At 74.8% G+C, this 24479-nt stretch carries 23 protein-coding genes; 18 read left to right on the forward strand and 5 right to left on the reverse strand.

Annotation, left to right across the window (positions count from 1 at the left end):
• Positions 1-26: 26 nt before the first annotated feature.
• The 3 genes from CS2_RS00005 to CS2_RS00015 all read right to left on the reverse strand — a co-directional run bounded on the left by CS2_RS00005 (position 27) and on the right by CS2_RS00015 (position 5889).
• Entirely contained in the window at positions 27-3857 is a 3831-nt protein-coding gene (locus CS2_RS00005; RefSeq protein ID WP_070318363.1) for a multifunctional oxoglutarate decarboxylase/oxoglutarate dehydrogenase thiamine pyrophosphate-binding subunit/dihydrolipoyllysine-residue succinyltransferase subunit, read from the reverse strand.
• Between the two features lie 197 nt (positions 3858-4054).
• A complete protein-coding gene (locus CS2_RS00010) occupies positions 4055-5143 on the reverse strand; it encodes a HAMP domain-containing sensor histidine kinase (RefSeq protein WP_046527918.1) in 1089 nt (362 codons plus the stop codon).
• Positions 5140-5889, reverse strand: a complete 750-nt coding sequence (locus CS2_RS00015) for a response regulator transcription factor (protein ID WP_046527919.1) — start codon at positions 5887-5889, stop codon at positions 5140-5142. Before CS2_RS00015 ends, CS2_RS00010 begins: the two co-directional genes overlap by 4 nt.
• Positions 5890-6183: 294 nt before the next feature.
• Between CS2_RS00015 and CS2_RS00020 the strand changes: the two genes are divergently transcribed.
• The 3 genes from CS2_RS00020 (at position 6184) to CS2_RS00030 (ending at position 9624) form a co-directional block, all read left to right on the forward strand.
• Complete coding sequence (locus CS2_RS00020; RefSeq protein ID WP_206119950.1) at positions 6184-7503, forward strand: hemolysin family protein; 1320 nt, start codon at positions 6184-6186, stop codon at positions 7501-7503.
• Positions 7503-8546, forward strand: coding sequence for a hemolysin family protein (locus CS2_RS00025; RefSeq protein WP_046527920.1), 1044 nt, complete (start codon positions 7503-7505; stop codon positions 8544-8546). The genes CS2_RS00020 and CS2_RS00025 overlap by 1 nt, the downstream gene beginning before the upstream one ends.
• 244 nt (positions 8547-8790) lie before the next feature.
• Positions 8791-9624 (forward strand): M15 family metallopeptidase, encoded by an 834-nt coding sequence (locus CS2_RS00030; RefSeq protein ID WP_134851091.1) that lies wholly within the window; start codon positions 8791-8793, stop codon positions 9622-9624.
• A 210-nt stretch (positions 9625-9834) separates the two neighbouring features.
• Here CS2_RS00030 and CS2_RS00035 read toward each other — a convergent pair whose 3' ends face one another.
• Positions 9835-10743 carry an aldose 1-epimerase family protein gene (locus CS2_RS00035; RefSeq protein WP_070318364.1) on the reverse strand — a complete coding sequence of 303 codons (909 nt, stop codon included), beginning with the start codon at positions 10741-10743 and terminating at the stop codon, positions 9835-9837.
• A 265-nt stretch (positions 10744-11008) separates the two neighbouring features.
• On the opposite strand from CS2_RS00035, the gene CS2_RS00040 reads away from it, so the two are divergent.
• From CS2_RS00040 to CS2_RS00070, 7 genes are all read left to right on the forward strand, one after another.
• Positions 11009-12232: a TadA family conjugal transfer-associated ATPase gene (locus tag CS2_RS00040; protein WP_070318365.1), complete on the forward strand. Its 1224-nt coding sequence runs from the start codon at positions 11009-11011 to the stop codon at positions 12230-12232.
• 2 nt (positions 12233-12234) lie between these two features.
• On the forward strand, positions 12235-13095 hold the full coding sequence (locus CS2_RS00045; protein ID WP_070318366.1) for a type II secretion system F family protein: 861 nt from the start codon (positions 12235-12237) through the stop codon (positions 13093-13095).
• A complete protein-coding gene (locus CS2_RS00050; RefSeq protein ID WP_070318367.1) occupies positions 13092-14021 on the forward strand; it encodes a type II secretion system F family protein in 930 nt (309 codons plus the stop codon). The genes CS2_RS00045 and CS2_RS00050 overlap by 4 nt, the downstream gene beginning before the upstream one ends.
• 63 nt (positions 14022-14084) lie before the next feature.
• Complete coding sequence (locus CS2_RS00055; RefSeq protein ID WP_082739544.1) at positions 14085-14297, forward strand: hypothetical protein; 213 nt, start codon at positions 14085-14087, stop codon at positions 14295-14297.
• A gap of 32 nt (positions 14298-14329) precedes the next feature.
• Complete coding sequence (locus tag CS2_RS00060) at positions 14330-14680, forward strand: TadE/TadG family type IV pilus assembly protein (protein ID WP_233421011.1); 351 nt, start codon at positions 14330-14332, stop codon at positions 14678-14680.
• The gene (locus CS2_RS00065; RefSeq protein ID WP_082739546.1) at positions 14677-15171 is read left to right on the forward strand and encodes a pilus assembly protein TadE; all 495 of its coding nucleotides are present in this window, start codon (positions 14677-14679) and stop codon (positions 15169-15171) included. The genes CS2_RS00060 and CS2_RS00065 overlap by 4 nt, the downstream gene beginning before the upstream one ends.
• Positions 15172-15230: 59 nt before the next feature.
• Positions 15231-15647 (forward strand): pilus assembly protein TadG-related protein, encoded by a 417-nt coding sequence (locus CS2_RS00070; RefSeq protein WP_070318420.1) that lies wholly within the window; start codon positions 15231-15233, stop codon positions 15645-15647.
• A 14-nt stretch (positions 15648-15661) separates the two neighbouring features.
• On the opposite strand, the gene CS2_RS00075 is transcribed toward CS2_RS00070, so the two are convergent.
• Positions 15662-16249 carry a TetR/AcrR family transcriptional regulator gene (locus tag CS2_RS00075; protein ID WP_070318368.1) on the reverse strand — a complete coding sequence of 196 codons (588 nt, stop codon included), beginning with the start codon at positions 16247-16249 and terminating at the stop codon, positions 15662-15664.
• A 173-nt stretch (positions 16250-16422) separates the two neighbouring features.
• On the opposite strand from CS2_RS00075, the gene CS2_RS00080 reads away from it, so the two are divergent.
• From CS2_RS00080 to CS2_RS00115, 8 genes are read left to right on the forward strand one after another with little or no spacing between them, the layout of a single operon-like run.
• Positions 16423-17220 (forward strand): SDR family NAD(P)-dependent oxidoreductase, encoded by a 798-nt coding sequence (locus CS2_RS00080; protein WP_070318369.1) that lies wholly within the window; start codon positions 16423-16425, stop codon positions 17218-17220.
• Between the two features lie 36 nt (positions 17221-17256).
• On the forward strand, positions 17257-18144 hold the full coding sequence (locus CS2_RS00085) for a VOC family protein (RefSeq protein ID WP_070318370.1): 888 nt from the start codon (positions 17257-17259) through the stop codon (positions 18142-18144).
• Positions 18141-19754 (forward strand): FAD-binding oxidoreductase, encoded by a 1614-nt coding sequence (locus tag CS2_RS00090; RefSeq protein WP_070318371.1) that lies wholly within the window; start codon positions 18141-18143, stop codon positions 19752-19754. Before CS2_RS00085 ends, CS2_RS00090 begins: the two co-directional genes overlap by 4 nt.
• On the forward strand, positions 19729-20961 hold the full coding sequence (locus CS2_RS00095) for an acyltransferase family protein (RefSeq protein WP_070318372.1): 1233 nt from the start codon (positions 19729-19731) through the stop codon (positions 20959-20961). Before CS2_RS00090 ends, CS2_RS00095 begins: the two co-directional genes overlap by 26 nt.
• A 2-nt stretch (positions 20962-20963) precedes the next feature.
• Complete coding sequence (locus CS2_RS00100) at positions 20964-22103, forward strand: sedoheptulose 7-phosphate cyclase (protein ID WP_070318373.1); 1140 nt, start codon at positions 20964-20966, stop codon at positions 22101-22103.
• Positions 22104-22144: 41 nt separating this feature from the next.
• Positions 22145-22837 (forward strand): cupin domain-containing protein, encoded by a 693-nt coding sequence (locus CS2_RS00105; protein ID WP_169798606.1) that lies wholly within the window; start codon positions 22145-22147, stop codon positions 22835-22837.
• Positions 22834-23187, forward strand: coding sequence for a pirin family protein (locus CS2_RS00110; protein ID WP_070318375.1), 354 nt, complete (start codon positions 22834-22836; stop codon positions 23185-23187). Before CS2_RS00105 ends, CS2_RS00110 begins: the two co-directional genes overlap by 4 nt.
• A complete protein-coding gene (locus CS2_RS00115; protein ID WP_070318376.1) occupies positions 23177-24418 on the forward strand; it encodes an MFS transporter in 1242 nt (413 codons plus the stop codon). The genes CS2_RS00110 and CS2_RS00115 overlap by 11 nt, the downstream gene beginning before the upstream one ends.
• Positions 24419-24479: the final 61 nt, after the last annotated feature.

The raw sequence follows: 24479 nt of genomic DNA on the forward strand, positions 1-24479 counted from the left end.
CGTCCGCACGGGGGCCGAGGGGGCCGTCAGCGGCGGAAGGCCGCCTCGACGAGCTCCTTCTGCTCCACCGCGTGCTTCTTGGCCGAGCCCGCGGCCGGCGACGCCGACTCGGGCCGCGACACGACGCTCACCGGGCGCTCGACGACCTGCGGCAGGTGCGTCGACACGAACGTCCACGGGCCCTGGTTGCGCGGCTCGTCCTGCACCCAGACCAGCTCGGCGCCGTCGAACGGCGCGAGCGCGTCGCGCAGCGCGTCGGGCTCGAGCGGGTACAGCTGCTCGAGGCGCACGATCGCGGTCTGCTGGTCGCCCGACTGCACGCGGTGCGCCAGCAGGTCCCAGTAGACCTTGCCCGAGCACAGCAGCACACGGGTCACCTGGTCGGCCTTGGCCGACGCGAGGTCGTCGCCGATCACGGTGCGGAACGTGCCGGACGTGAAGTCCTCGACCGACGACGTCGCTGCCTTGAGCCGCAGCATCGACTTCGGCGTGAACACCACGAGCGGGCGGCGCGGGCGCTGGTACGCCTGACGGCGCAGCAGGTGGAAGTGCGACGCGGGCGTCGACGGCTGCGCGATCGTCATGTTGTCCTCGGCCGCGAGCTGCAGGAACCGTTCGATGCGCGCCGACGAGTGGTCGGGGCCCTGGCCCTCGTAGCCGTGGGGGAGCAGCAGCACGACCGACGAGCGCTGCGCCCACTTCTGCTCGGCCGACGAGATGAACTCGTCGATGACCGTCTGCGCGCCGTTGACGAAGTCGCCGAACTGCGCCTCCCACAGCACGAGCGCGTCGGGGCGCTCGACCGAGTAGCCGTACTCGAACCCGAGGGCCGCGTACTCCGAGAGCGACGAGTCGTACACCCAGAACTTCGCCTGGTCGGCCGACAGGTACAGCAGCGGCGTCCACTCGGCGCCCGTCTCCCGGTCGTGCAGCACGGCGTGCCGCTGCACGAAGGTCCCGCGGCGCGAGTCCTGCCCGGCCAGCCGCACGGGGGTGCCCTCGACGAGCAGCGAGCCGAACGCGAGGATCTCGCCGTAGCCCCAGTCGATCGCGCCCTCGCGGCTCATCTGCTCGCGCTTGGCGAGCAGCTGCGCCAGCTTCGGGTGCACCGTGAAGCCCTCGGGCGGGCTCACGTGCGCCTGGCCGATGCGCTGCAGCACCGACGCCGGCACGGCGGTCTGCCAGCCGACCATGACGCCCGCGTCCTCGTGCTGCGACTCGGGCCGCTCGAGGCCGGCGACGGTCTCGCTGTCCGCCGCGGGCGGCGTCCAGCCGTCCTCGCGGGTCTCGGTGAACACCCGCTCGAGCTGCGACTGGTAGTCGCGCAGCGCCTGCTCGGCCTCCTCGAGCGTGATGTCGCCGCGGGCCACGAGCGTCTCGGTGTACGCCTTGCGCACCGAGCGCTTGGCCTCGATGAGGTTGTACATCAGCGGCTGCGTCATCGACGGGTCGTCGCCCTCGTTGTGCCCGCGGCGGCGGTAGCAGACGAGGTCGATGATGACGTCGCGGTCGAACTGCTCGCGGTACTCGAACGCGAGCTCGGCGACCCGCACGACGGCCTCGGGGTCGTCGCCGTTGACGTGGAAGATCGGGACCTGCAGGCCCTTGGCCACGTCGGTCGCGTACTGCGAGGACCGCGACGACGACGGGCCGGTGGTGAACCCGACCTGGTTGTTGACGATGACGTGGATCGTGCCGCCCGTGCGGTACCCGCGCAGCTGCGCGAGGTTGAGCGTCTCGAACACCACGCCCTGGCCCGCGAAGGCCGCGTCGCCGTGGATGAGGATCGGCAGCACCGAGAAGCCGTCGCCGCCGAGGTCGATGCGGTCCTGCTTGGCGCGCACGATGCCCTCGAGCACCGGGTCGACGGCCTCGAGGTGCGACGGGTTGGCCGCGAGGTACACCGCGGTCGTCGCACCGGACTCGGCCGTGAACACGCCCTCGGTGCCGAGGTGGTACTTCACGTCGCCCGAGCCCTGCACCGACTTCGGGTCCTGGTTGCCCTCGAACTCGCTGAAGATCTGCCCGTACGACTTGCCGGCGATGTTCGCGAGCACGTTGAGCCGGCCGCGGTGCGCCATGCCGATGCCGACCTCGTCGAGCCCGCCGTTCGCGGCGCGCGACAGGATCGCGTCGAGCAGCGGGATGAGCGACTCGCCGCCCTCGAGCGAGAACCGCTTCTGCCCGACGTACTTGGTCTGCAGGAACGTCTCGAACGCCTCGGCGGCGTTGAGGCGCCGCAGGATGCGCAGCTGGTCCTCGCGCGGCGTGCGCGCGTACCCGGACTCCAGGCGCTCCTGCAGCCAGCGGCGCTGCCGCGGGTCCTGCAGGTGCATGTACTCGGCGCCGACCGTGCGGCAGTACGAGTCGCGCAGCAGGCCGAGGACGTCGCGCAGCGTGGCGCGCGTCTTGCCGGTGAACCCGCCCGTGGGGAACGTGCGGTCCAGGTCCCACAGCGTCAGGCCGTGGTTCTGCACGTCCAGGTCGGGGTGCTTGCGCTGGCGGTACGCGAGCGGGTCGGTGTCCGCCATGAGGTGCCCGCGCGAGCGGTAGGCGTGGATGAGCTCGGCGATGCGGGCCGGCTTGATCGCCTCGGCGTCCGGGTCGTGGTTCGCGTCCCGCACCCAGCGCACGGGCTCGTACGGCACCCGCAGCGCCGCGAACACGCGGTCGTAGAAGCCGTCCTCGCCCAGCAGCTTGCGCCCGAGGATCCGCAGGAAGTCGCCGGACTGCGCGCCCTGGATGATGCGGTGGTCGTAGGTCGACGTGATCGTCAGGACCTTCGAGACGCCCATGCGGTTGAGCTGCTCGTCCGACGTGCCCGCGAACTCGGCGGGGTAGTCCATCGCGCCGACGCCGACGATCGTGCCCTGGCCCTGCATGAGGCGCGGCACCGAGTGCACGGTGCCGATCGTGCCGGGGTTGGTCAGCGAGATCGTCGTGCCGGCGAAGTCGTCGACCGTGAGCTTGGCGTTGCGCGCGCGCCGCACGACGTCCTCGTAGGCCGTCCAGAACTGCGCGAAGTCGAGCGTCTCGGCCTTCTTGATCGACGGCACGAGGAGCTGGCGCGTGCCGTCCGGCTTGGCCAGGTCGATCGCGAGGCCCAGGTTGACGTGCGCGGGCTGCAGCACGCCCGGCTTGCCGTCGACGAGCGTGTAGGCCGCGTTCATGGCGGGCATCTCGCCGACGGCCTCGACGAGCGCGAAGCCGATGAGGTGCGTGAACGAGACCTTGCCGCCGCGGCCGCGCGCGAGGTGGTTGTTGATGACGATGCGGTTGTCGACCATGAGCTTGGCCGGGACGGCGCGCACCGAGGTCGCGGTCGGGACCTCGAGCGACGCCTCCATGTTGGTGACCACGCGGGCCGCGGGGCCGCGCAGCTTCTGCACGTCGTCGACGGGCTGCACGCCGTCGCCGGCGGAGCGGCGGGTCGCGACCTCGGCGTAGGGCGCGGTCGCGGGCTGCGCGGTCGCGACGGGCGAGGGACCCGTGGGCACCTCGGGCCGGGCGGGGGCCGCGGGCGCGTTCGCCGCCGCGGCCGGAGCGGGTGCGGCGGGAGCGGGTGCGGCGGTCGCCGGGTCGGACCCGCCCGTGGCGGCGTCCCCCGGCGGGGTGGCGGCCCCCTGACCCGGCGGCGTCGTCGCCGCGTCGGTCGTCCCGCCCGTCGTCGGGGCGGTGCTCGCGTCGCCGTTCGAGCCGGTGGACGACGTCTCGGGCTTGTAGCCCTCGAAGAAGTCCCACCAGGCCGGATCCACCGCGTTGCGGTCCTTCCGGTACTGCTCGTACAGCTCGTCGACGAGCCACTCGTTCGCGCCGAAGTCGGCACGGGGGGAGTCGGACTGCGCGTTCTGCGTCACGCTGGGATCGCCCACTTCCGGTGCGCGGTACCGGACCGCGCCGTCGCCAGTTCTGTTGATGACAACACTACGTGGTCGCCTGGGTCCCAGGCCCCTTGCGGACCGTGCGTGGCGGTATCTGCGCAGCCTCTTCACCCCGACGCCGCGCGTGCGTCAACGCCGGGGAAATCGCGGGGCAAGCGGGCGTGCTGACCGGCTCAAGCGCGGGTCGCGGGCGTGGCCGGCAGACGGACGCGCATGGTGCACCCCGACGCGGAGTCGGCGACCTCGACCGAGCCGCCGTGCAGCTCGACGGCCCACCGCACGATCGCGAGCCCCAGGCCCGTCCCGCCCGTCGAGCCCTGGCCCGTGAGCGCCGGAGTGTTGCCCCGCACGAACCGTTCGAACACGTGCGCGCGCTGCTCGCGCGCGATGCCCGGGCCGTGGTCGACGACGTCGATCTGCACGTCCTCGCCGACGCGGCGCGCGACGACCTGCACCTCGTCGTCCTCGGGCGAGTGGCGCGCCGCGTTCTGCAGCAGGTTCGCCACCACCTGGTGCAGGCGCTCGGGGTCCGCCGGGACGGTCAGGTCGGCCGGCTCGACGTCCACGCCGAACCGCAGCCGCTTGGCCGCGCCGACCAGCGACGCCTCGTCGGCGGCCTCGCCGAGCAGGTCCGCGAGCGGCACGTCCTGCGTGCGCAGCTCCATCGCGCCCGCCTCGACCCGCGACAGGTCGAGCAGCGACGACACCAGGCGCGAGAGCCGCTCGGTCTGCGCCAGCGCTGTCGCGAGCGTCGCCGGGTCGGGCTCGCTCACGCCGTCGACCATGTTCTCGAGCTGGGCCTGCAGCGCCGTCACGGGCGTGCGCAGCTCGTGCGACACGTTCGCGACGAGCTCGCGCCGGAACGTGTCGAGCTGCTGCAGGTCGTCCGCCATGGTGTTGAACGCCTCGGCGAGCTGCCCGACCTCGTCACGGCTGGTCGAGCGCACGCGCCGGCTGTAGTCGCCCGCCGCCATGGCGCGCGCGGCCACCGTCATCTCGCGCAGCGGCGAGGTCATGCCGCGCGCGAGCAGCTGCGTGAGGATCAGCGACAGCACGATCGCCAGCGGCAGCGTCCTGCTGGGCCCGAGCGAGCGCCCGTAGCCCCACCAGATGACGAACGCGGCGATCGTCACGGTCGACGCGACCAGCACGCCCAGCTTGATCTTGATGCTGCGCAACGGGTCCAGCGGGCGCACGTCGGGCAGGTGCCAGCGGTCGTCGCCGCGGACGTGCCGGGCGGGGGGCGACGACGGCGAGGTCACGACGCGTCGTCCGCCGGGGTGCCGTCGTCCGCGGGCTCGAACGCGTAGCCCACGCCGTGCACGGTGCGGATCAGGTCCGGCCCGAGCTTGCGGCGCAGCGCCTTGACGTGGGAGTCGACCGTGCGCGTGCCGCTCGCGTCGACCCAGTCCCACACGTCGGCGAGCAGCCGCTCGCGGGTCAGCACGGTGCGCGGCGACGACGCGAGCGTGAGCAGCAGGTCGAACTCCGTCGGGGTGAGGTGCACCTCGCTGGTGCCGCGCAGGACGCGGCGCTGCGCGCTGTCGATCGTCACGTCGCCGACGACGAGCGGCGGGTCGGGCTGCTGCACGGTCGCGAGCTCGGCGGCGCGCGCCGCGCGCTCGGTGCGGCGCAGCAGCACCTTCGTGCGCGCCACGAGCTCGCGCATCGAGAACGGCTTCGTCATGTAGTCGTCCGCGCCGACGCCGAGCCCCACGAGCATGTCGGTCTCGTCGTCGCGGGCCGTGAGCATGAGCACCGGCACGGGCCGCTCGGCCTGGATCTGCCGGCACACCTCGAGCCCGTCGATGCCGGGCAGCATGACGTCGAGCACGACGACGTCGGGCTGCAGCCGCGCGGCCGCCGCGACGCCGGCGTGGCCGTCGCCGACCGACTCGACCGTCCACCCCTCGGCGGCGAGGCGGTGCACGATCGCCTGCGCGATGGCGGGCTCGTCCTCCACGACGAGCACCGTGGTGGTGCCCGGGCGCGACACGGTGGTGACCATGGGGCCAGAGTGGCACACGGACCCGTGCGCGGGCCCGGCGAGCCACGCGGTCGTCCGGTCTGTCCGTAGGATGTCGCTCACCATGAGCAGCTCGAGTCGCTGCCGGCATCGCGTCCCCGTCGCGCCCAGCGCGCGCCCGGGCCGTCACGGGGGTCGGGCCCCCGTGCGACGCGAGCGAGCCGGCACCTCCTCGTCCCCCCGCACCCGCTCCCGACGTGCCGCCGCGCGGCACCACCGGGCGGGTCCGCCACGCGCCGGCACGTCCCGCGCCGGCACCGCGCACGTGGTCGCCGCGTGCTGACCGACTGGCTCCTCGTGGGCCTCGGCGTGCTCCTCACGGCCGGGACCGCGGTGTTCGTCGCCGCCGAGTTCTCGCTCGTGACGCTCGACCCCGGCCTCGTGGAGCAGCAGACCCCCGAGGACGACACGCGGGGGCGCTCGGTCCTGCGGGCGCTGCGGCACCTGTCGACGCAGCTGTCCGGCGCGCAGGTCGGCATCACGATCACGACCGTGCTGCTCGGGTACACGACGCAGCCGGCGGTCGTGCGGCTGCTGGGCGTGCCGCTGGAGGCCGCGGGCGTCGCCGGTGCCGCGGTCACCGCGATCGCCGCCGTCGTCGGCCTCGTCCTGGTCAACGGGTTCTCGATGCTGTTCGGCGAGCTGGTCCCCAAGAACTTCGCGATCTCGCGGCCGCTCGGCACCGCGCGGCTCGTCGCGCCCCTGCAGGCGGGCTTCACGTCCGCGCTGCGTCCCGTGATCGCCGCGACCAACGGGACCGCGAACACGATCCTGCGGCGCGTCGGCGTCGAGCCGCGCGAGGAGCTGTCCGGCGCGCGGTCCCCGGCCGAGCTCGCGTCGCTCGTGCGGCGCTCCGCCGAGCAGGGCACGCTCGACGCCGCGACCGCCACGCTGCTCACCAACTCGATCGACTTCTCGACGCTCACGGCGGTCGACGTCATGACCGACCGCACACGGCTCGTCGTCGTGCGGCGCGACGACTCCGCCGCCGACGTCATGGCGCTGTCCCGCCAGACCGGGCACTCGCGGTTCCCCGTGATCGGGGACTCGGTCGACGACGTCGTCGGGTTCGTGCACCTGCGCAAGGCGATGGCCGTGCCGCACGACCGGCGCGCCGAGGTGCCGGCCGCGGCCCTCATGGTCGACGCGCCGCGCGTGCCCGAGACCGTGGGGCTCGGGCCGCTGCTGGTCGACCTGCGCGGGCAGGGCCTGCAGATGGCCGTCGTCGTCGACGAGTACGGCGGCACGTCCGGCGCCGTGACCCTCGAGGACGTCGTCGAGGAGCTCGTCGGCGAGGTCGCGGACGAGCACGACCGCACGCGCAGCAGCCTCGCCCGTCAGGGCGACGGGTCCTGGGTGCTGCCCGGCGTCCTGCGCCCCGACGAGCTGCACGAGGCGACCGGGCTGCGCGTGGCCGACGACGGCCCCTGGGAGACCGTGGGCGGGCTGCTCATGGCGCGCCTCGGCCGCATCCCGGTCGAGGGCGACGAGGTCGTGGAGGGCCACGTGCGGCTGGTCGTCGAGCGCATGGACGGCCGCCGCGTCGAGCGCGTGCGCGTCAGCGACCTCACCGACGACGCGACGCAGGAGGCGTGATGGACAGCACGCTCGCGCTCACCCTGGCCGTGGTCCTGCTCGCGGCGAACGCGTTCTTCGTCGGCGCCGAGTTCGCGCTGATGTCGGCGCGGCGCTCGTCGATGGAGCCGCTCGCCGAGAGCGGGGACCGCCGCGCGGCGACCGTGCTGTGGGCGATGGAGCACGTCTCGCTCATGCTCGCCGCGGCGCAGCTCGGCATCACCATCTGCTCGACCAGCCTGGGCCTGGTGGCCGAGCCCGCGATCGCGCACGCGATCGAGGGGCCGCTGCAGGCGCTCGGCGTGCCCGGGTCGTTCACCCACCCGATCGCGTTCGTCCTCGCGCTGCTCGTCGTGGTGTACCTGCACGTCGTGCTCGGCGAGATGGTGCCCAAGAACCTCGCGGTGTCCGGCCCCGACCGGGCCGTGCTGCTGTTCGGCCCGCCGCTGGTGTGGGTCGCGCGGGTCATGCGTCCGGTGATCGTCGCGCTCAACTGGCTGGCCAACCACGTGCTGCGGCTGTTCCGGGTGGAGCCGCGCGACGAGGTCGCGTCGGCGTTCACGGCGCAGGAGGTGCAGTCGATCGTCGAGCGCTCGCAGGCCGAGGGCCTGCTGGCCGACGAGCAGGGCCTGCTCGCGGGGGCGATCGAGTTCTCGGACCGCACGGCCGCGCAGGTCATGGTGCCGCTCGACGAGCTCGTGACCGTCGACGCGTCGGGCACGCCGGACGACATCGAGCACCTGGTGGCCCGCACGGGCTTCAGCCGGTTCCCGGTCGTCGACGACGCGGGGCTGCCCACCGGCTACCTGCACATCAAGGACGTCCTCTACGCCGACGGGCAGACGCGGACGGCGCCCGTGCCGGCGTGGCGCGTGCGGACGCTCGCGGTGGTGACGCCGGACGACGAGGTCGAGACGGCGCTCGCGGCCATGCAGCGCTCGGGGTCGCACCTCGCGCGCGTCGACGACGGCGGACGCACGGCCGGTGTCGTGTTCCTCGAGGACATCCTCGAGGAGCTCGTGGGCGAGGTCCGCGACGCGATGCAGCGCGGCCAGCTGCACTGAGCAGCGCGGGGCGGCGACGGGCCGCGGGACGTCCGGCCCAGGCCGTGCCCGCCCCGAGGTTGTGACATGGCCCGTGAGAGATCGGTGAAGGCGCGGCGTGTCGAGCGGCGTGTCGCGAGGTGTGTCCGGATCGGGTCGGGCATGTGACCTGATCGGGTCTTGGAGCCGACGGCCGGGTGCCGTTATGGTTCCGTGACCGCATCGGGGGACCGATGGCAACCGGGGACGTCGGAACGGAGGTGTCGTGGGATCCCACCGAGCGGAACCTGCCGCACGTGTGCGCCGTTCTCGCGGCGTCCCCGCGACCCGCACCCCCGTCGACGCGCTTCCCGTCGAGGCCACCGCGGCCGCGCCGCGCCGCCGCTCCGCGACCGTGCTGGGCCGTGGCGGGGTGCTGACCGCGCTCGTCGCGGTGACCGTCGTGGTCCCCGTCTCGCAGGGCATGGCCGACGGCCAGGTCGTGGTGGGGACGGCCGCGAGCGCGTCCACCCGGGTCGACGGCCCGTCCACCGTGTCGGCGCTGACGGCGATGCCGCTGTCGGACCTGCCGCCCACCGCGCTGGTCTCCGCCGACGGCACGCCCCGCGTGCGCGAGCTCGTCGCGTCGCGCGGCGAGGAGCGCTCGGCGCTTCCCGGCTGCGACGGCTCGGTCCGCCCGTCGGGCGAGAACGGTCTGCTCGCCACCAAGGACCTGTGCACGCTGTGGGACGGTCGCACGCAGATGCGCGCCGACGCGGCGGTCGCGCTCGCGGAGCTCAACGAGGTGCACATCGCGAAGTTCGGCACGGACCTGTGCCTGAGCTCGGGCTACCGCACGCTCGCGCAGCAGAAGGCCGTCAAGGCCGAGAAGGGCGGCCTCGCGGCGACGCCCGGCAAGAGCAACCACGGCTGGGGGCTCGCCGTCGACCTGTGCGGGCTGCAGAACTCCTCGGTCAAGATGGCGTGGATGAACGAGATGGCCGGCACGTTCGGCTGGGAGAACCCGTCCTGGGCGCGCAAGGGCGGCTCGGGTCCGTTCGAGCCGTGGCACTGGGAGTACACCAAGGGCGTCAAGTCCGACGGCGAGTACTACGGCTGACGTCGTCCCGCCGGCACCCGCGAGGGTCGGCGTCGAGGCGTGCGCCGCGCTCGGCCTGACACGGCCGTCCTCCTGACGGAGCAGGCGTCGCGACGCGTCCGTCCCCGCGACGCGCACGGACGTCGGCCGTGCCCCGGCCCGTGCCGGGACGCCACGGGCGGGCCCGCCGCAGCGGACCCGCCCGTGCTCGTGCGCCGACGCGCGTCGTGCTCAGCGCAGCTGGAGGCCCCAGCGCACCTCGTGGGTCGTGCCCGGCTCGAGCTCGACCAGCAGGTCGCCCGTGCGGAACGCGTCGGCCACGCACGTCATGGGCTCGACCGCGACGCCGCGGCGCTCGATGCCGGGGATGCCGTCGCCCGTGCAGACCTGCCACGCGGGCAGGGTCGCGTCGGCCCACACGGCGACCGTGCGGCCGTCGGAGCCGGTGAGGGCCGCCCACGTGCGGCCCTCGGCGTCGGGCGTGACGTCGAGCCACGCGTCGTCGAGCGCGACGCCCGCGAGGGGCTTGCCCTCGCGCAGGTCGTAGTCGCCGGCGACCGCCTGCGTGCCGATCGGCAGGAGCCGGTCGTCGACCGTGACGCGGCGCGCCGCGTCGAGGCGCAGCGTGCTCGCGTCGACACCGCCCGGGCCGGGGGACAGCCACGGGTGGAAGCCGACCCCGTAGGGCGCCACGCCCTCGCCGAGGTGCGTCGTCGCGACCGTGACGGTCAGGCCGTCGTCGGCCAGGCGGTACGTCACGTCGAGGCGCAGCGGCCACGGGTAGCCGGGCGTGGGGACGAGGTCGTGGCGCAGCGTCACCGCGTCGTCCGCGGCCTCGACGACGTCGAACCGCGCGTACGCGACGAGGCCGTGCAGCGCGGTGAGGCGCTCGTGCTCGGTCAGCGGGACCTGGTACGTCACGTCGCGGAAGCGGTACGTCGCGTCGCGCAGCCGGTTGGGCCACGGCGCGAGCACCGCACCCGAGAAGGCCGGCGCGATCGTGCCGACGTCGAACGGCAGGAGCACGTCGCGCTCGCCGACCCGGTACTCGCGGACGCTCGCCGCGACGGACGTGACGACGGCGACCTGGTCACCGTGCCGCAGCACGTGCTGGTCACCCGTGGGAGGAGGAGTGTTCACGCTCACAACCTAGCGGCGCACGCGCGTCCGGCCACGGGACCGGCGGTGCGCGTCGCGCCCCGGCGCGCGGGGCGGCCCCGTCGGTCCGGCCGCCCGACCGGACCGCCGGGTGGATCACCCGGACAGGTGATCCGGGTCACCCGACGGGCCGTGCCTGTGGACGACCCGACCCGCCGCGCGGCGTGATGCCCTACCGTGACGCCCGAATCGGACGAACCAGACACCGGCGTGCGTCGGTGCAGGTGGCACGGCAGGGGGCGGCGGCATGGACGGGGTGGCGATCCTCGAGAGCGAGGTGCGCGAGCTCATCCGACGCCGCGGCGTCGACCCCGTGCGCGACCGCGCGGGCGTCGTCGCGCTCGTCCACGCGGCCATGGCCGACTACGACGAGCGCTCGCTGCTCGGAGCGGTCCCCGCGCTCGGCGACGCCGCCGCCGCGCACAAGGCCGTCGTCGACGCCGTCGCCGGCCTCGGGCCCCTGCAGCGGTACCTCGACGACCCCGAGGTCGAGGAGATCTGGATCAACAGCCCCTCGCAGGTGTTCGTCGCGCGGCGCGGCGAGCCCGAGCTCACCACGACGATCCTCACCGACGCGCAGGTGCGCGACCTGGTCGAGCAGATGCTCAAGGTCTCCGGCCGGCGCCTCGACCTGTCGAGCCCGTTCGTCGACGCGTCGCTGCCGGGCGGGGAGCGCTTGCACGCCGTGATCCCCGACGTCACGCGGCGGCACTGGTCGGTCAACATCCGCAAGTACGTGGTGCGCGCCACCAGCCTCGACGACGTGGTCGCCCTCGGGTCCCTCACGCCGCAGGCCGCGGCGTTCCTGCACGCGGCCGTGCGGGTCGGGCTCAACGTCCTCGTCTCGGGCGCCACGCAGGCCGGCAAGACGACGATGCTCAACGCGCTCGCGGGCGCCGTCCCGCCGCGCGAGCGCGTCATCAGCTGCGAGGAGGTCTTCGAGCTGCGTCCCGCCGTGCGCGACTGGGTCGCGATGCAGACGCGGCAGCCGAACCTCGAGGGGACCGGCGAGATCACGCTGCGTCGCCTCGTCAAGGAGGCGCTGCGCATGCGCCCCGACCGCCTGCTCGTCGGCGAGGTGCGCGAGGCCGAGGCGCTCGACCTGCTCATCGCGCTCAACAGCGGCGTGCCGGCGATGTGCACGATCCACGCGAGCTCGGCGCGCGAGGCGCTCACCAAGCTGTGCACGCTGCCGCTGCTGGCCGGCGAGAACATCTCCGACCGGTTCGTCGTCCCCACGGTGGCGTCGTCCGTGGACCTCGTGGTCCACCTCGAGCTCGACGCCCGCGGCCGTCGACGCACGCGTGAGGTCGTCGCCGTCCCCGGGCGGGTCGAGGCCGGCGTCGTCGAGACGGCCGACCTCTTCACCACGCGCGACGGCGTCCTGGTCCGCGGCGACGGCTTCCCGCCGCACCCGGAGCGGTTCGCGCGAGCGGGCGTCGACGTCGCGTCCCTGCTGCGGAGGTCGTGAGCGTGGGCGTCGTGGTGGGCCTGCTGCTGGGTGTCGGGCTGGCGTGCGTGTGGTGGTCGTGGTGGCCGCGCGCGGGCGGTGTCGTGGGTCGCTCCGGCGGCTGGGCGGCGCGCGTGCAGGACGTGCTCACGCAGGCCGAGGTGACGGGCGTGTCGCCGGGCGGGCTGGTCGCGGCGAGCGCCGCCGTCGGGCTGGTGGTCGCGGCGGCATCGTTCCTCGTGGTGCCGGTCCCGGCCGTCACCGGGTGCGTCGCGGCGTTCGCCGCGGGTGCGCCGTGGGCCCTCGTGCGGGGCCGTGCCCGCCGGCGCCTCGCCCGGGCGCGCGAGCTGTGGCCCGACGTCGTCGACCACCTCGCGTCGGGCGTGCGCGCGGGGCTCGCCCTGCCGGAGGCGGTGGCCCAGCTGGGCGACCGGGGCCCGGCCGAGCTGCGCGCCCCGTTCCGGGCGTTCGCCGAGGACTACCGCGCGACGGGTCGGTTCGCCGACAGCCTCGACGCCCTCAAGGACCGCCTGGCCGACCCGGTCGCCGACCGCATCGTCGAGGCGCTGCGGCTCACGCGCGACGTCGGCGGCACCGACCTGGGGCGCCTGCTGCGGACGCTGTCGTCCTTCCTGCGCGACGACCTGCGCACGCGGGGCGAGCTCGAGGCGCGGCAGGGCTGGACCGTGTACGCCGCGCGGCTCGCCGTCGCCGCGCCGTGGGTCGTGCTGGGCATGCTCGCGTCGCGCCCCGAGGCCATCTCGGCGTACGACTCGCCCGCCGGTGCCGTGCTGCTCGTCGCGGGTGCCGTCGTCACCGTCGTCGCCTACCGGCTCATGGTGCGCGTCGCGCGCCTGCCCGACGACCCGCGGGTCCTGCGGTGAGCCCGGCGCTCCTCGGCGGGCTCGTCGGCCTGCTCGGCGGCTGCGGCGCGGTCCTCGTCGTCGCGCGGCTGCGCGCGCGACGCATCACGCTCGACCAGCGGGTCGGCCCGTACCTGCGCACGCGCGGCACGTCGTCGCTGCTGCGCGCCGAGCCCGTGCGCGGACCGTGGGGGGTCGTCGAACGGATCGTCGCCCCGTTCCTGGCGGACGGGGTGCGCGTGGTCTCCCGGCTCGGTTCCTCCTCGGCCGAGCTGCGCCGCCGGCTCGCCCGTGCGGGCAGGTCCGACACGGTCGAGCAGCTCCGCGCGCAGCAGGTCGTCGCCGGGTCGCTCGGCCTCGCGGCCGGGCTCGCGCTCGCCGTCCTGCTCGCGGCCACGCGCGGCGGGGCGGTCGTGCCGCTCGTCGCACTGGTCGTGGTCGCGGGCCTCGTCGGCGCGCTGGCCCCGGACTGGTGGCTCGGCCGGCAGGTGGCCCGGCGCGAGGCGCGCCTGCTCGCCGAGATGCCCACGGTCACCGAGCTCCTCGCGCTGGCCGTCGGAGCGGGCGAAGGGGCGACCGGCGCGCTCGAGCGCGTCGTCCGGCAGACCCACGGCGAGCTGGCCGACGAGCTCGCGCGGACGCTCGCCGACGCGCGCGCCGGTGCGCCCCTCGCGAGCGCGCTGCAGGGTCTGGCCGACCGCACGGGCCTGCCCGCGCTCGCGCGCTTCGCGGAGGGGGTCGCCGTCGCGGTCGAGCGCGGCTCGCCGCTCGCGGACGTGCTGCGCGCGCAGGCGCAGGACGTGCGCGAGGAGGGGCGTCGGGCGCTCATGCAGACGGGCGGGCGCAAGGAGGTGCTCATGATGGTGCCGGTGGTGTTCCTGATCCTGCCGGTCACCGTCGTGTTCGCCGTCTTCCCCAGCGCGGTGGTCCTGCGGGTGGGGCTGTGAGCCCGCCCGCCGTGCACGAGGAGGCGTCGTCCGGCGTGCTCCTGACGACGACGGAGGTCGAGGATGAAGATCTGGCAGCGGACGTGGGACGCGTTCGTGCGGCGCACCGGACCGGCGGCGGGGGAGCGCGGCGACCGGGGCGACGTGCCCGGCTGGGTGCTCGTGACGCTCATGACCGCCGGGCTGGTCGCCGTGCTGTGGTTCGTCGCCGAGGACGCGCTGCGCGGCCTGTTCGTCGAGGCCGTGAACGGCGTCTCGCCGCGCTCCGGCGGCTGAGCGCCGCGCGGCGAGACGACGCCGGGGCCGCCGTGGTCGACTTCACGCTCGTCGGTGGTCTCGTGGTGGTGCTGTTCGTCGCGGTGGTGCAGCTCGCGCTGGTGCAGCACGTGCGCAACACGTGCGTCGACGCGGCGGCCGAGGGTGCCCGGTACGCGGCGCACGTCGGGCGCGCGCCCGCCGACGGCGCCGCTCGCGCGGGTGACCTGCTGCGCTCGTCGCTCGCCGCGTCGTACGCGAAGGACGTGACGGCGGACGAGGTCGTCGTCGACGGCCTGCGCCTGGTGCGCGTCACGGTGCGCGCCCCGCTACCGGTGGTCGGGCTGCTCGGCCCGGCCGGCGTCATGGAGCTGCGCGGGCACGCCCCCGTGGAGGACGCGTGAGCGCGGCGTCGCGCCGGTGGGTCGGCCGGCTGCGGCGGTGGGCCGCGCGACGGGTGCGCACCGGCGGTGACGACGGCAGCGCCCTCGTCGAGTTCCTCGGCGTCACGCTCGTGCTCCTCGTCCCGACCGTCTACCTCGTGCTCGTGCTCGGACGCGTCCAGGCCGCGACGTTCGCCGTCGAGGGTGCCGCGCGCGAGGCCGCGCGCGTGTACGTGGCGGCCGACGACGCGGCGCAGGGCGCCGAGCGTGCCGTCACGGTCGTCGGCGTCGCGCTCCGCGACCAGGGCTTCGACGACGACGCGGCCGGTGCGCTCGCGCTCACGTGCTCGGCGTCCCCGTGCCTCACGCCCGGTGCCGAGGTCGCGGCGACCGTGGAGGTGCGCGTGCCGCTGCCGTTCGTGCCCGCGTTCGTCGCAGACGCCCTTCCCCTCGAGGTCCCCGTGAGCGCGCAGCGCGTCGCACCGGTGGACGCCTACCGGGTGGCGCGGTGAGGACGCTCGCCAGGGCGGTCCGCGCACGCGCGTGGGGCGGGCCGGACGACGGTCAGGTGATGCTGCTGTCCCTCGGCTTCGCGGTGGTCGCGCTCGCGCTCGTCCTGGTCGTCGGTGCCGCGACGGGGGTGCACCTCGACCGCAAGCGGCTGCTCGCCACCGCCGACCTGGCCGCGCTCGCCGCGGCCGACCAGGTCAGCGAGCGGTACTTCGAGCCCGGCGGCGGGCGCGGGTCCGCCGGGGTGCCGCTCACCGACGCGTCCGTGCGGGCCGCGGTCGAGCAGTACCTGGCGGACCACCCCGACCCCGTCGCACGGTGGGACGGCGTGCGGGTCCTCAAGGCGTCGACGCCCGACGGCCGCACCGCGCGCGTCCGCCTCGGCGCCGTCACGCGGCCGCCGCTCGTCACGTGGGTGACGGCGCCGTGGTCGGACGGGATCGCGCTCGAGGTCGAGTCCGTGGCGCGCGCGTCGTGACCTCCGCGGACCGCTCAGGCGACCTTCCGGTGCGCGTGCGCCGCCACCTCCAGTGCGATCGTCGCGAGCTCCGCGATGTGCCGCAGGTCCTCGGCGGTCGCGCCGTCGCGCGCCTGCTGGCTCATGCCCTGCAGCGTCGCGCCCGTGAACCGGGCCATGGCCTCGGACACGTCGGGCCGCTGCGCCATCGCCAGGACGTTCTCACGGCGCATCGTCGCGAGCCGCTCCGCGACGTGACGGTTCGCCTCGGTCACGGTCACGGCAGCGCTGATGACGAGGCACCCGCCGGGGTAGTCGCGCGACGGGTAGTGCTCGGCCGCCTCGAACAGCACGCGCCGCAGCATCGCCAGGCCGTCCCGCTCCTCACGGATCGCCGTGCCGAGGAACGCCCCGTGCGTCTCGTTGTAGCGACGCACGACCGAGAAGAACAGCTCCTCCTTGGAGCCGAACGCCTTGTAGAGGCTCGGCGGGTTGATCCCCATCGCCTCGGTCAGCGACGCGAGCGACGCGCCCTCGTAGCCGTGCTCCCAGAACACGGCGAGGGCCGCGTCGAGCGCCTCCTCGACGTCGAAGCGCCGCCCCTGACCTGCGCGACCAGACATCGGTGTCCTTCCCGCCTCGTGCTCCCGGTCCACGTCGACCCGGTCCGGGCGGGGCCGAGGTCGCCGACGACCCCCGCCGTCCTCGTCACGAGCGTAGTCGCGGGGGCGGACCTCCCGAACCGGTACGAGATCGACTCTTGTAGTGATCACTACACGTATGCCACTCTACCCGCATGAGCCACGAGAGCACAGCACAGGGCATCGAGCAGGAGGCCGCGAGGGTCGCCGTCGTGACCGGCGCGAGCCGCGGGATCGGCCGTGCGATCGCCACGCGCCTCGCGCGGGACGGGTTCGCGGTCGGCGTCCACTACGGGTCGAACCCCGAGGCCGCGGCCGAGACCGTCGCCGCGATCCGGCGCGACCACGGCACCGCCTACGCCTTCCGCGCCGACCTCGCGGCGGACGACGTCGCCACCGCCTTCTGGGACGCGCACGACAAGGCGGCCGCCGAGGCCGGGATCGACGCGCACCAGATCCACACGCTCGTGAACAACGCCGGCGTGACGCTGCGCGGCACCATCGAGGACTTCGACCCGGCCGACCTCGAGCTCCAGCAGCGCATCAACGTGACCGCGCCGTACCTCCTGGTGCGCGAGGCGCTCGGCCGCCTGCGCGACGGAGGGCGGATCGTCAACATCTCGTCCGGCGTCACGCGCATCGCGTTCCCCGAGATCATCGGCTACGCCATGACCAAGGGCGCGATCGAGGCCTTCACCCTCACGCTCGCCAAGCACCTCGGCGCGCGGGGCATCACGGTGAACGCCGTCGCGCCGGGCGTCATCGACACCGACATCAACGCCAGCTGGTTGCGCGACAACCCCGAGGCGATCGCCCAGGTCGCCGCGAGCACCAGCCTCGGGCGCGTCGGGCGGCCCGACGACGTCGCGGGCGCCGTCGCGTTCCTCGCGTCCGACGACGCGCGGTGGGTCACCGGGCAGGTCCTCGACGCCACCGGGGGCACCCAGCTCTGACCGACCAGCACGGCCACGACACTGACAGGGGGGCAGATGTCGCACGCACCGACACGGGGGATCGACCACTTCGGGCTCACCGTCGCGAACCTCGACGACGCGGTCAGGGACCTCGGGGACGCGCTCGGCGCAGGGCTCTGCTACGTCGAGGGGCCCCTCGACGAGCCGTACCCGGGGTGGATGACGGAGAAGCTGGGCGCCCGGGGGGCGTTCACGCTGCGGGTCGCGGCCGTGAACGCGCGCGCCGTCAACCTCGAGCTCTTCGAGTACGCCGGGGACGGGCCGCGCCGTCCCGGTCCGCTGCCGGGTCAGGCGGGCGGCTTCGCGCTGCTGCAGCGCACGCCCGACCCGACCGCCGCCGCGCGCGAGCTCGCCCGCGTGGCGGCCGTGCGCCCGGCGCACGCCCCGGGCGGGTTCGAGGTGCTGCTGCCGTCGGGGATCGCGCTCGCGCTGCAGCCCGGGAAGGACGAGCTGCTCGGCGCCCTGTTCGTGCATCGGGGAGACGTCGCGCCGTTCGTCCACGAGCTGCAGTCGGTGCTCGGGCTGCGGCGGACCGGCGGCGTCGACGCGTTCGGCGCCCGCGGCGTCGTGCTCGCGGGGGAGTGCGGCGCGGCCGTCGCGGTGCTCGACGCCCCCGGTGCGGGACCGCGTCCCGCCAACAGCGACGTCGGCGGGCACCACGTGGCCTTCCACGCCGACGACGTCGACGCGGCGCGCGCGGCGCTCCTCGAGGCGGGGGGGTTCGTGCCGCTCGGCGAGCCCGAGACGATCACGGACGGCCCGATCGCGGGCGACCGCTGGAACTACGTGCTGTCACCCACCGGGGTGCAGCTCGAGCTCATCAACCTCCCCGACGGCACCCTGCCGTACGAGGACGGTGCGGCGCACACCCGCACCCCGATCGCACGGAGGGTCCCCGCATGACCACCACCTCACGACGCGCGTTCCTCGGCGCGGGCACGGCGACGCTCGGGGCTGCGGCGCTCGCCGGGTTCGGGCTCCGGGGCCTCGACGCGCCGCCCGAGGACGCGCGTCCGCCCGCGCCGGGTCCGTACCGGGTCGTCACCCCGGCCTCCGAGCAGTGGGAGGACCTGCGGCAGGGCACCAACCTGCGGTGGATCGGGTCGCCGCGACGGATCGCCTTCCCGCGGGACGCGAGCGAGGTCGCGGCCGAGATCCGGACGATCCAGCGGCTAGGGCTGAGGCCCGCCGTCCGTAGCGGCGGCCACGGGTACGAGAGCTTCGTCTCGAACGACGACGTCACCGCGATCATCGACCTCGCGGCGATGAACCAGGTGCGCTGGGACCCGCGCCGGCGCGCGTTCGAGGTCGGTGCGGGGGCCCAGCTCGGCGCCGTGTACCAGCTGCTCTACAAGCAGTGGGGCGTGTACGTCCCGGCAGGCAACTGCCCCACCGTGGCGGCCGGTGGACACATCGCGGGCGGCGGCTACGGCAGCATGAACCGCCGCGACGGCCTCGTCGTCGACCACCTCGCCGCGGTCGAGGCCGTGCACGTGCGCGCGAACGGCACGGTGCGGACGTCCGTCGGGACGCGCGACCCCCGCAGCCCCGACCATGAGCTGTGGTGGGCCTACACGGGCGGTGGCGGCGGCAACTTCGGCGTCGCGACGCGGTACTGGCTGCGGTCGCCGGCGGCCGCGGGCGACCGGCCCGAGGCCGCCCTGCCCACCCCGCCGCGGCACGTGATCCTCTCGACCGTCGCGTGGCGGTGGGACGACCTCGACGAGGCGAGCTTCGGGCGGCTGCTCGCGAACCACGGGCGGTGGCACGAGGAGCACAGCGCGGCCGGCACGCCGGAGGCCGGCCTGTTCTCGCAGCTGAAGACCTGGCACCGCGCCAACGGCACGATCACCCTGGACACGGTCGTCGACGCGGGCGTGCCCGACGCGGACGGCGTCCTCGACCGTCACGTAGGAGCGCTCTCACAGGGCATCCCGGTGCCGACCGTGCTGCAGCGTCGACGCGTGCCCTGGCTGCAGGGGACGCAGTGGACCGGCTTCACCGGACCCGACCCGACGCGCAGGTTCGACGGCAAGTCCGCGTACCTGCGTCGCACCTGGACCCCGACCGCGGTCGCGGCGGCCTACCGCGCCCTGACCGACCCGTCGTTCTCCCACCCCGGCGCGCTGCTCATGATCGCGTCCTACGGCGGGGCGGTGAACACCGTGGCCCCCGACGCGACCGCCGTCGCGCAGCGTGACTCGATCATCAAGTTCCAGGTGGTGTCCATCTGGGACGACCCCGAGGACGACGCCGCGAACCTGGCGTGGACCCGCTCGACCTACGCCGCCATGTTCGCGGACACCGGCGGCGTCCCCGTCCCGAACGCCGACACCGACGGCGCCTTCGTCAACTACGCCGACACCGACCTCGACGACCCGGCCCACAACACCTCGGGCCTCAGCTCGCTCGACCTCTACTACAAGCACAACCTCCCGCGCCTCGTCCGGGCGCGGGCGGCCTACGACCCGAAGGGACTCTTCAGCCATGCACAGAGCCTCCCGGTCAGCTGACCAGCCCGCAGGCGCGCCGCACGGTCGCCTCGACGCGCTCACCGGCCTGCGCTTCCTCGCCGCGCTGGTCGTCGTCGTCTTCCACCTGTCCCTCAACCGCTTCTTCCTCGACGCACCCGCGCTCGTCGACCCCCTGCAGGGCGTGCTGCGCAACGGTGGCTGGCTCGGCGTCACGTTCTTCTTCGTCCTGTCGGGCTTCGTCCTCACGTGGTCCGCGCGTCCGGGGGACACCCCCGGCCGGTTCCTGTGGCGCCGCGTCGCGAAGATCGTGCCCAACCACGTGGTGACGTTCGCCGTGGCCCTGGCCGTCGCAGGCCTCGGGGGTGCGCTCGTGTGGGAGGCGGGCGCCAACCTGCTCCTGCTGCACTCCTGGGTGCCGCGCGACACGGCCTTCTTCAGCATCAACCACCCGAGCTGGTCGCTGTCCGCCGAGATGGTCTTCTACGCGCTCTTCCCGGTCACCCTGCCGCTCGTCGCACGCGTGCCGCGGCGCCACCTGGTCACGGCCGGGGCGGCCCTGGTCGTGGTCGTCGTGCTCCTGCCGCTGGTGGCCCGGCAGCTGCCGGTCGGGGCGGTCTTCGGCCCCGCGCACGCCCAGTCGCCGCTGCTCGGTGCCTCCGTGCTGCAGGTGTGGTCGGTGTACGCGTTCCCGCTGGTCCGGTTCCTGGAGTTCGCGCTCGGGATGCTCGCGGCCCGCGCGGTGCGGGAGGGTGCGCTGCCCCGCGTGCCCGTGGTCGTGGCGCTCGGGCTCGTCGCCGCCGGCTACCTGCTCAGCCTGGTCGTGCCCGTGCTGTGGACGCTCGACGCCGTGTTCGTGCTGCCCGTGACGGCGCTGGTCGTCGCGGTCGCGCAGGCTCCGACGCCGCCCGCCGTGCTCACCACGCCCCTGGCGGTCCGGCTCGGCGAGATCTCGTTCGCGCTCTACATGGTGCACGACATCGTGCTCACCGCCACGCGCCGCTTCGTCCCCGCGGCAGGCCTGCCGCCGCTCGGGGCGGCCCTGCTGGTCGCGCTCGTCCTCGCCGTCAGCCTCGGCGCCGCCTGGGCCCTCTGGCGCTGGGTCGAGACGCCCGCCAACACGCGCCTGCGGGCGTTGCGGCTGCCGTCGCGAGACGCACGCCGCCGACCCGCAGCCCCCGCAGCACCCGCCGTTCCCGCCGTCGTCCCGCTCACCGTCCCCGCCACCGCGTCGTCACAGGAGGTCTGATCATGACCATCGCCAGCGCCTGGACCGTGTCCGCCCACCAACCCGTGGAGTACCGCGTCGAGACCACCACCGACGTGCTCCACCCGGACAACCCCGCCCTGCTCGACGGTGAGCGCGGCGCGCGTCGCCTCATCGTCACCGACAGCACGGTCGACGAGATCTACGGCGACCGCATCCGGGCCTACGCGCGGACGAACCTGCGCGATCACCAGGTCCTCGTCCTCCCGCACGGCGAGGCCAGCAAGCAGTGGTCCGCCGTCGAGACCGTCCTGGAGGCGGTCGACGCGTTCAAGCTCGACCGGCGCCGTGAGCCGATCATCGCGATCGGGGGCGGTGTGCTCACGGACATCGTCGGCTTCGCCAGCAGCATCTACCGCCGGAGCACACCGTTCGTCCGGGTGCCGACCACGCTCATCGGGATCGTCGACGCGAGCGTCGGGGTCAAGACCGGCGTCAACTTCCGGACCGGGAAGAACAAGATCGGGACCTACTTCGCGGCCTCGCGCAGCGTCCTCGACACGACGTTCCTCGCGACCCTCGACGCCCGGCACGTGTCCAACGGGCTCGCGGAGATCCTCAAGATCGCGCTCATCAAGGACGAGCGCCTGTTCGACCTGCTCGAGGCCCACGGATCCACCGTGCTGCGGTCGCGCTTCCAGTCCGGCACCCCCGTCGAGCGGGAGGTCCTCGAGCGGGCGATCGGCGGCATGCTCGACGAGCTCCGCCCCAACCTCTGGGAGCACGTGCTCGAGCGCGTCGTCGACTACGGGCACACGTTCAGCCCCACGATCGAGATGCGCGCGCTGCCCGAGCTCCTGCACGGCGAGGCGGTCGCGCTCGACATGGCGCTCACCACGGGCATCGCGCTGCACCGTCGGCTCGTGACCCCGGAGCAGGCCGACCGCGTGTTCACGACGCTCACGGGTCTCGGGCTGCCGACCACGCACCCGGCGATGCGGCTCGACGACCTCGTCCGTGCGCTCGAGGACACGACGCGGCACCGCGACGGGCGGCAGCGCCTGCCGCTGCCCGTCGGCATCGGCGCCGCGACGTTCGTCGACGACGTGACGCGCGAGGACATCGCCGCGGGCCTGCAGGCCGTCGCGGTCCTCTCGACGGCCGGGCTCGAGGCGACGGCGTGAACGTCACCGGTCTCCCGGCGCCGCCGCCGCGGACCCCTGCCGTGCACGCCGTGATCCACGGCGTGCACGGCAGCCCCGGCCGCACCGGATGGAAGGCGTTCTACACGCGACGCCACCTGCAGTCGCCCACCGAGGCCGTCGAGTGGGCCACGCTGCCGCCCGACGCGGTGAGCGGAGAGCACCGCCACACCCGGACCGAGGAGATCTACCTGGTCCTCGACGGCGAGGGCGAGTTCTTCTTCAACGGTCGTCCGCACGCGGTCCGTCGCGGGTCGCTCGCGCTCACGCCGCCGGGCAACACGCACGGCCTGCGCAACACGGGCGACCACGACCTCAGCTGGTGGGTCGTCGAGACGCTCGCCCCGGCCACGCAGGCCGCCCTCGCCGCCCCGGCACCGCCGGGGCCCGTCACCCCCCGGAGCCGCCCCGTGCCCGTGCACCTCACCGACCTGACCGTCACGCCCCACGTCGACACCACGACCGTCTTCGACGGCCCGCTGGTGGCCGTCGACCGCCACGTCCTGCTGGCGGGGGAGGAGCTGGTGACGGGGGCCGACAGCAGCGAGATCGCGGGGTTCGTGAACGCCGGCTCCGCGGTCCTCGACCTGCCCGGCGCGACCAGCAGCGTCACGGCGCCCGCCGCGTTCCTCGTCCCGGCCGGGACGCGCGGGCGGCTGACGGCCGCCGAGGAATGCGAGCTGTTCACGGTCGAGCTGCGCGTGGGGCCGGCATGATCGTCACGCGCGTCGACCCCGACGACACGTGGACGTGCCTCGTGCGTCGCGGCATGCTCCACAGCGAGACCGAGTCGGTCGAGCACCACCGGCTGGGTGCCGGCGAGCGGCTCTCCTTCGACGCCCCGCACGGCGTCGACGAGCTGGTCGTGGTCCTGTCCGGCGAGGTGGACGTCGACGGCGGCACCGCCGGCCCGGGGAGCGTCGTGCTCGTGCCGGAGGGCGCCGGAGGCGAGCTGACGGCCCGCGTGCCGACCGCGGTGCTGAGCGTGCGGGGGCTCGCGGCCCGCGTCACGGCGGCGCTGCCGCCCCGCGTGCCCGAGCTGCCGGTGGCCGAGCGTGCCGTCTGACCTGCGGGACGCGGCCGCGCGCGCGGCTCTGCCCGTCGCCGTGTTCTTCGCCGTGACCGTCGAGATGGCGCCGGTGGGAGCCGTCTCGACGATCGCGCGCGACCTGGGCGCGGGCGTCGAGCGCGTCGCGCTCGGGTCCACCGCGTACGCCGCGGCGACCGCCGTGGTCGCGGTCCCCGGCGCGCTGCTGCTGCGCGCCGCGCCCCTGCGGCGTGCGGTCGTCGTCGCGGGCGCGGTGTTCGCGGCGGCTGCCGCGCTCAGCGTCGCCGCTGCGGACCTGCCGGCGTTCCTCGTGACGCGTGCGCTCACCGGCGTCGCGCACGGGTGCTTCTTCCCGCTCGCGCTCGCGCTGGCGGCACGCTCGTCGGGGCGGCCCGAGCGGGCGGTGGCCCACGTGCTGCTGGGCAACGCGGGTGCCCTCGCGCTCGGCGTCCCGGTGGTCGAGGCGCTCTCGACGTGGTCGTGGCGCGTGCCGCTCCTGGTCGCGGCCGTGGCCGTCGCGCTCGCCGCGGCCGGTGCGCCACCCGAGCGCGTGCGTGCCGCGGCCGCCGACGGTCGTGCTGGCGGCGCGCCGCCCGGTGCGGTGCTGGCGCTGGCCGCGGCGTTCGCGCTCGCGCTGGCGGGGCACTTCACCTTCTACACGTTCCTGACGCCGCTCGCGGAGAGCGCCAGCAGCTCCGCGACGGCGGCGCTGGGCGCGTACGGCGTCGCGGTCGTGGTGGCCGCGCTCGTCGCGGGTCCGCTGTCCGGACGGTCCCGACTGCCGCGGGCGTGCGCCGTGGCCGCCGTGGAAGGTGTGCTGCTGGCGGCGCTCGCGGCGACCGGTGCGCCCGTGGCCGTCGTCGCGGCGGGCGTCGTCGCAGGGCTGTGCTTCGGTCTGCTGCCCGCCCTCGTGCAGTCGGAGATGCTCGCGATCGCGGGCGACCGCGCGACGCTCGCCTCGGCGGTCGCCGTCGTCGCGTTCAACGTCGGCATCGCCGCCGGTGCCGCCCTGGGCGGTGCGGCGTCGTCGCGCGGACCGGGCGCGCCGCCGCTCCTGGGCGGTGCGCTGCTCGTGGCCGCGGCGGTCGCGATCGCCGCGTGCGCCGTCGTGCAGCGGCCGGCACGGCGGTCTCCCGGGCACGGGTCTCCCGGGCACGCGGGCGGCGGCGTCCCCGCGGTGCCCGGCAGGTGGGGCGCACCGGCGCGGGACGGCGACGGGGCCCGGCGACTCGTGCGGCGCGGGGGGTAGCAGACCCGCGCCGTCGCGCCGCAGGCGGTGTCGGGCCCGCGCCTTGCCGCACCCGGCACCC

Origin of the sequence: Cellulomonas iranensis NBRC 101100 = JCM 18110 (assembly GCF_001552375.1) — a bacterium.
Taxonomy (GTDB): Bacteria; Actinomycetota; Actinomycetes; order Actinomycetales; family Cellulomonadaceae; genus Cellulomonas; species Cellulomonas iranensis.

Excerpts from the sequence above, each read along its gene's own strand:
- CS2_RS00085 (WP_070318370.1), top strand. The coding sequence starts at position 17,257 with ATGTCGCACGCACCGACACGGGGGATCGACCACTTCGGGCTCACCGTC.
- CS2_RS00070 (WP_070318420.1), top strand. The coding sequence starts at position 15,231 with ATGCTGCTGTCCCTCGGCTTCGCGGTGGTCGCGCTCGCGCTCGTCCTG.
- CS2_RS00015 (WP_046527919.1), bottom strand. The coding sequence starts at position 5,889 with ATGGTCACCACCGTGTCGCGCCCGGGCACCACCACGGTGCTCGTCGTG.
- CS2_RS00080 (WP_070318369.1), top strand. The coding sequence starts at position 16,423 with ATGAGCCACGAGAGCACAGCACAGGGCATCGAGCAGGAGGCCGCGAGG.
- CS2_RS00025 (WP_046527920.1), top strand. The coding sequence starts at position 7,503 with ATGGACAGCACGCTCGCGCTCACCCTGGCCGTGGTCCTGCTCGCGGCG.
- CS2_RS00075 (WP_070318368.1), bottom strand. The coding sequence starts at position 16,249 with ATGTCTGGTCGCGCAGGTCAGGGGCGGCGCTTCGACGTCGAGGAGGCG.
- CS2_RS00055 (WP_082739544.1), top strand. The coding sequence starts at position 14,085 with ATGAAGATCTGGCAGCGGACGTGGGACGCGTTCGTGCGGCGCACCGGA.
- CS2_RS00090 (WP_070318371.1), top strand. The coding sequence starts at position 18,141 with ATGACCACCACCTCACGACGCGCGTTCCTCGGCGCGGGCACGGCGACG.
- CS2_RS00095 (WP_070318372.1), top strand. The coding sequence starts at position 19,729 with ATGCACAGAGCCTCCCGGTCAGCTGACCAGCCCGCAGGCGCGCCGCAC.
- CS2_RS00040 (WP_070318365.1), top strand. The coding sequence starts at position 11,009 with ATGGACGGGGTGGCGATCCTCGAGAGCGAGGTGCGCGAGCTCATCCGA.
- CS2_RS00100 (WP_070318373.1), top strand. The coding sequence starts at position 20,964 with ATGACCATCGCCAGCGCCTGGACCGTGTCCGCCCACCAACCCGTGGAG.
- CS2_RS00110 (WP_070318375.1), top strand. The coding sequence starts at position 22,834 with ATGATCGTCACGCGCGTCGACCCCGACGACACGTGGACGTGCCTCGTG.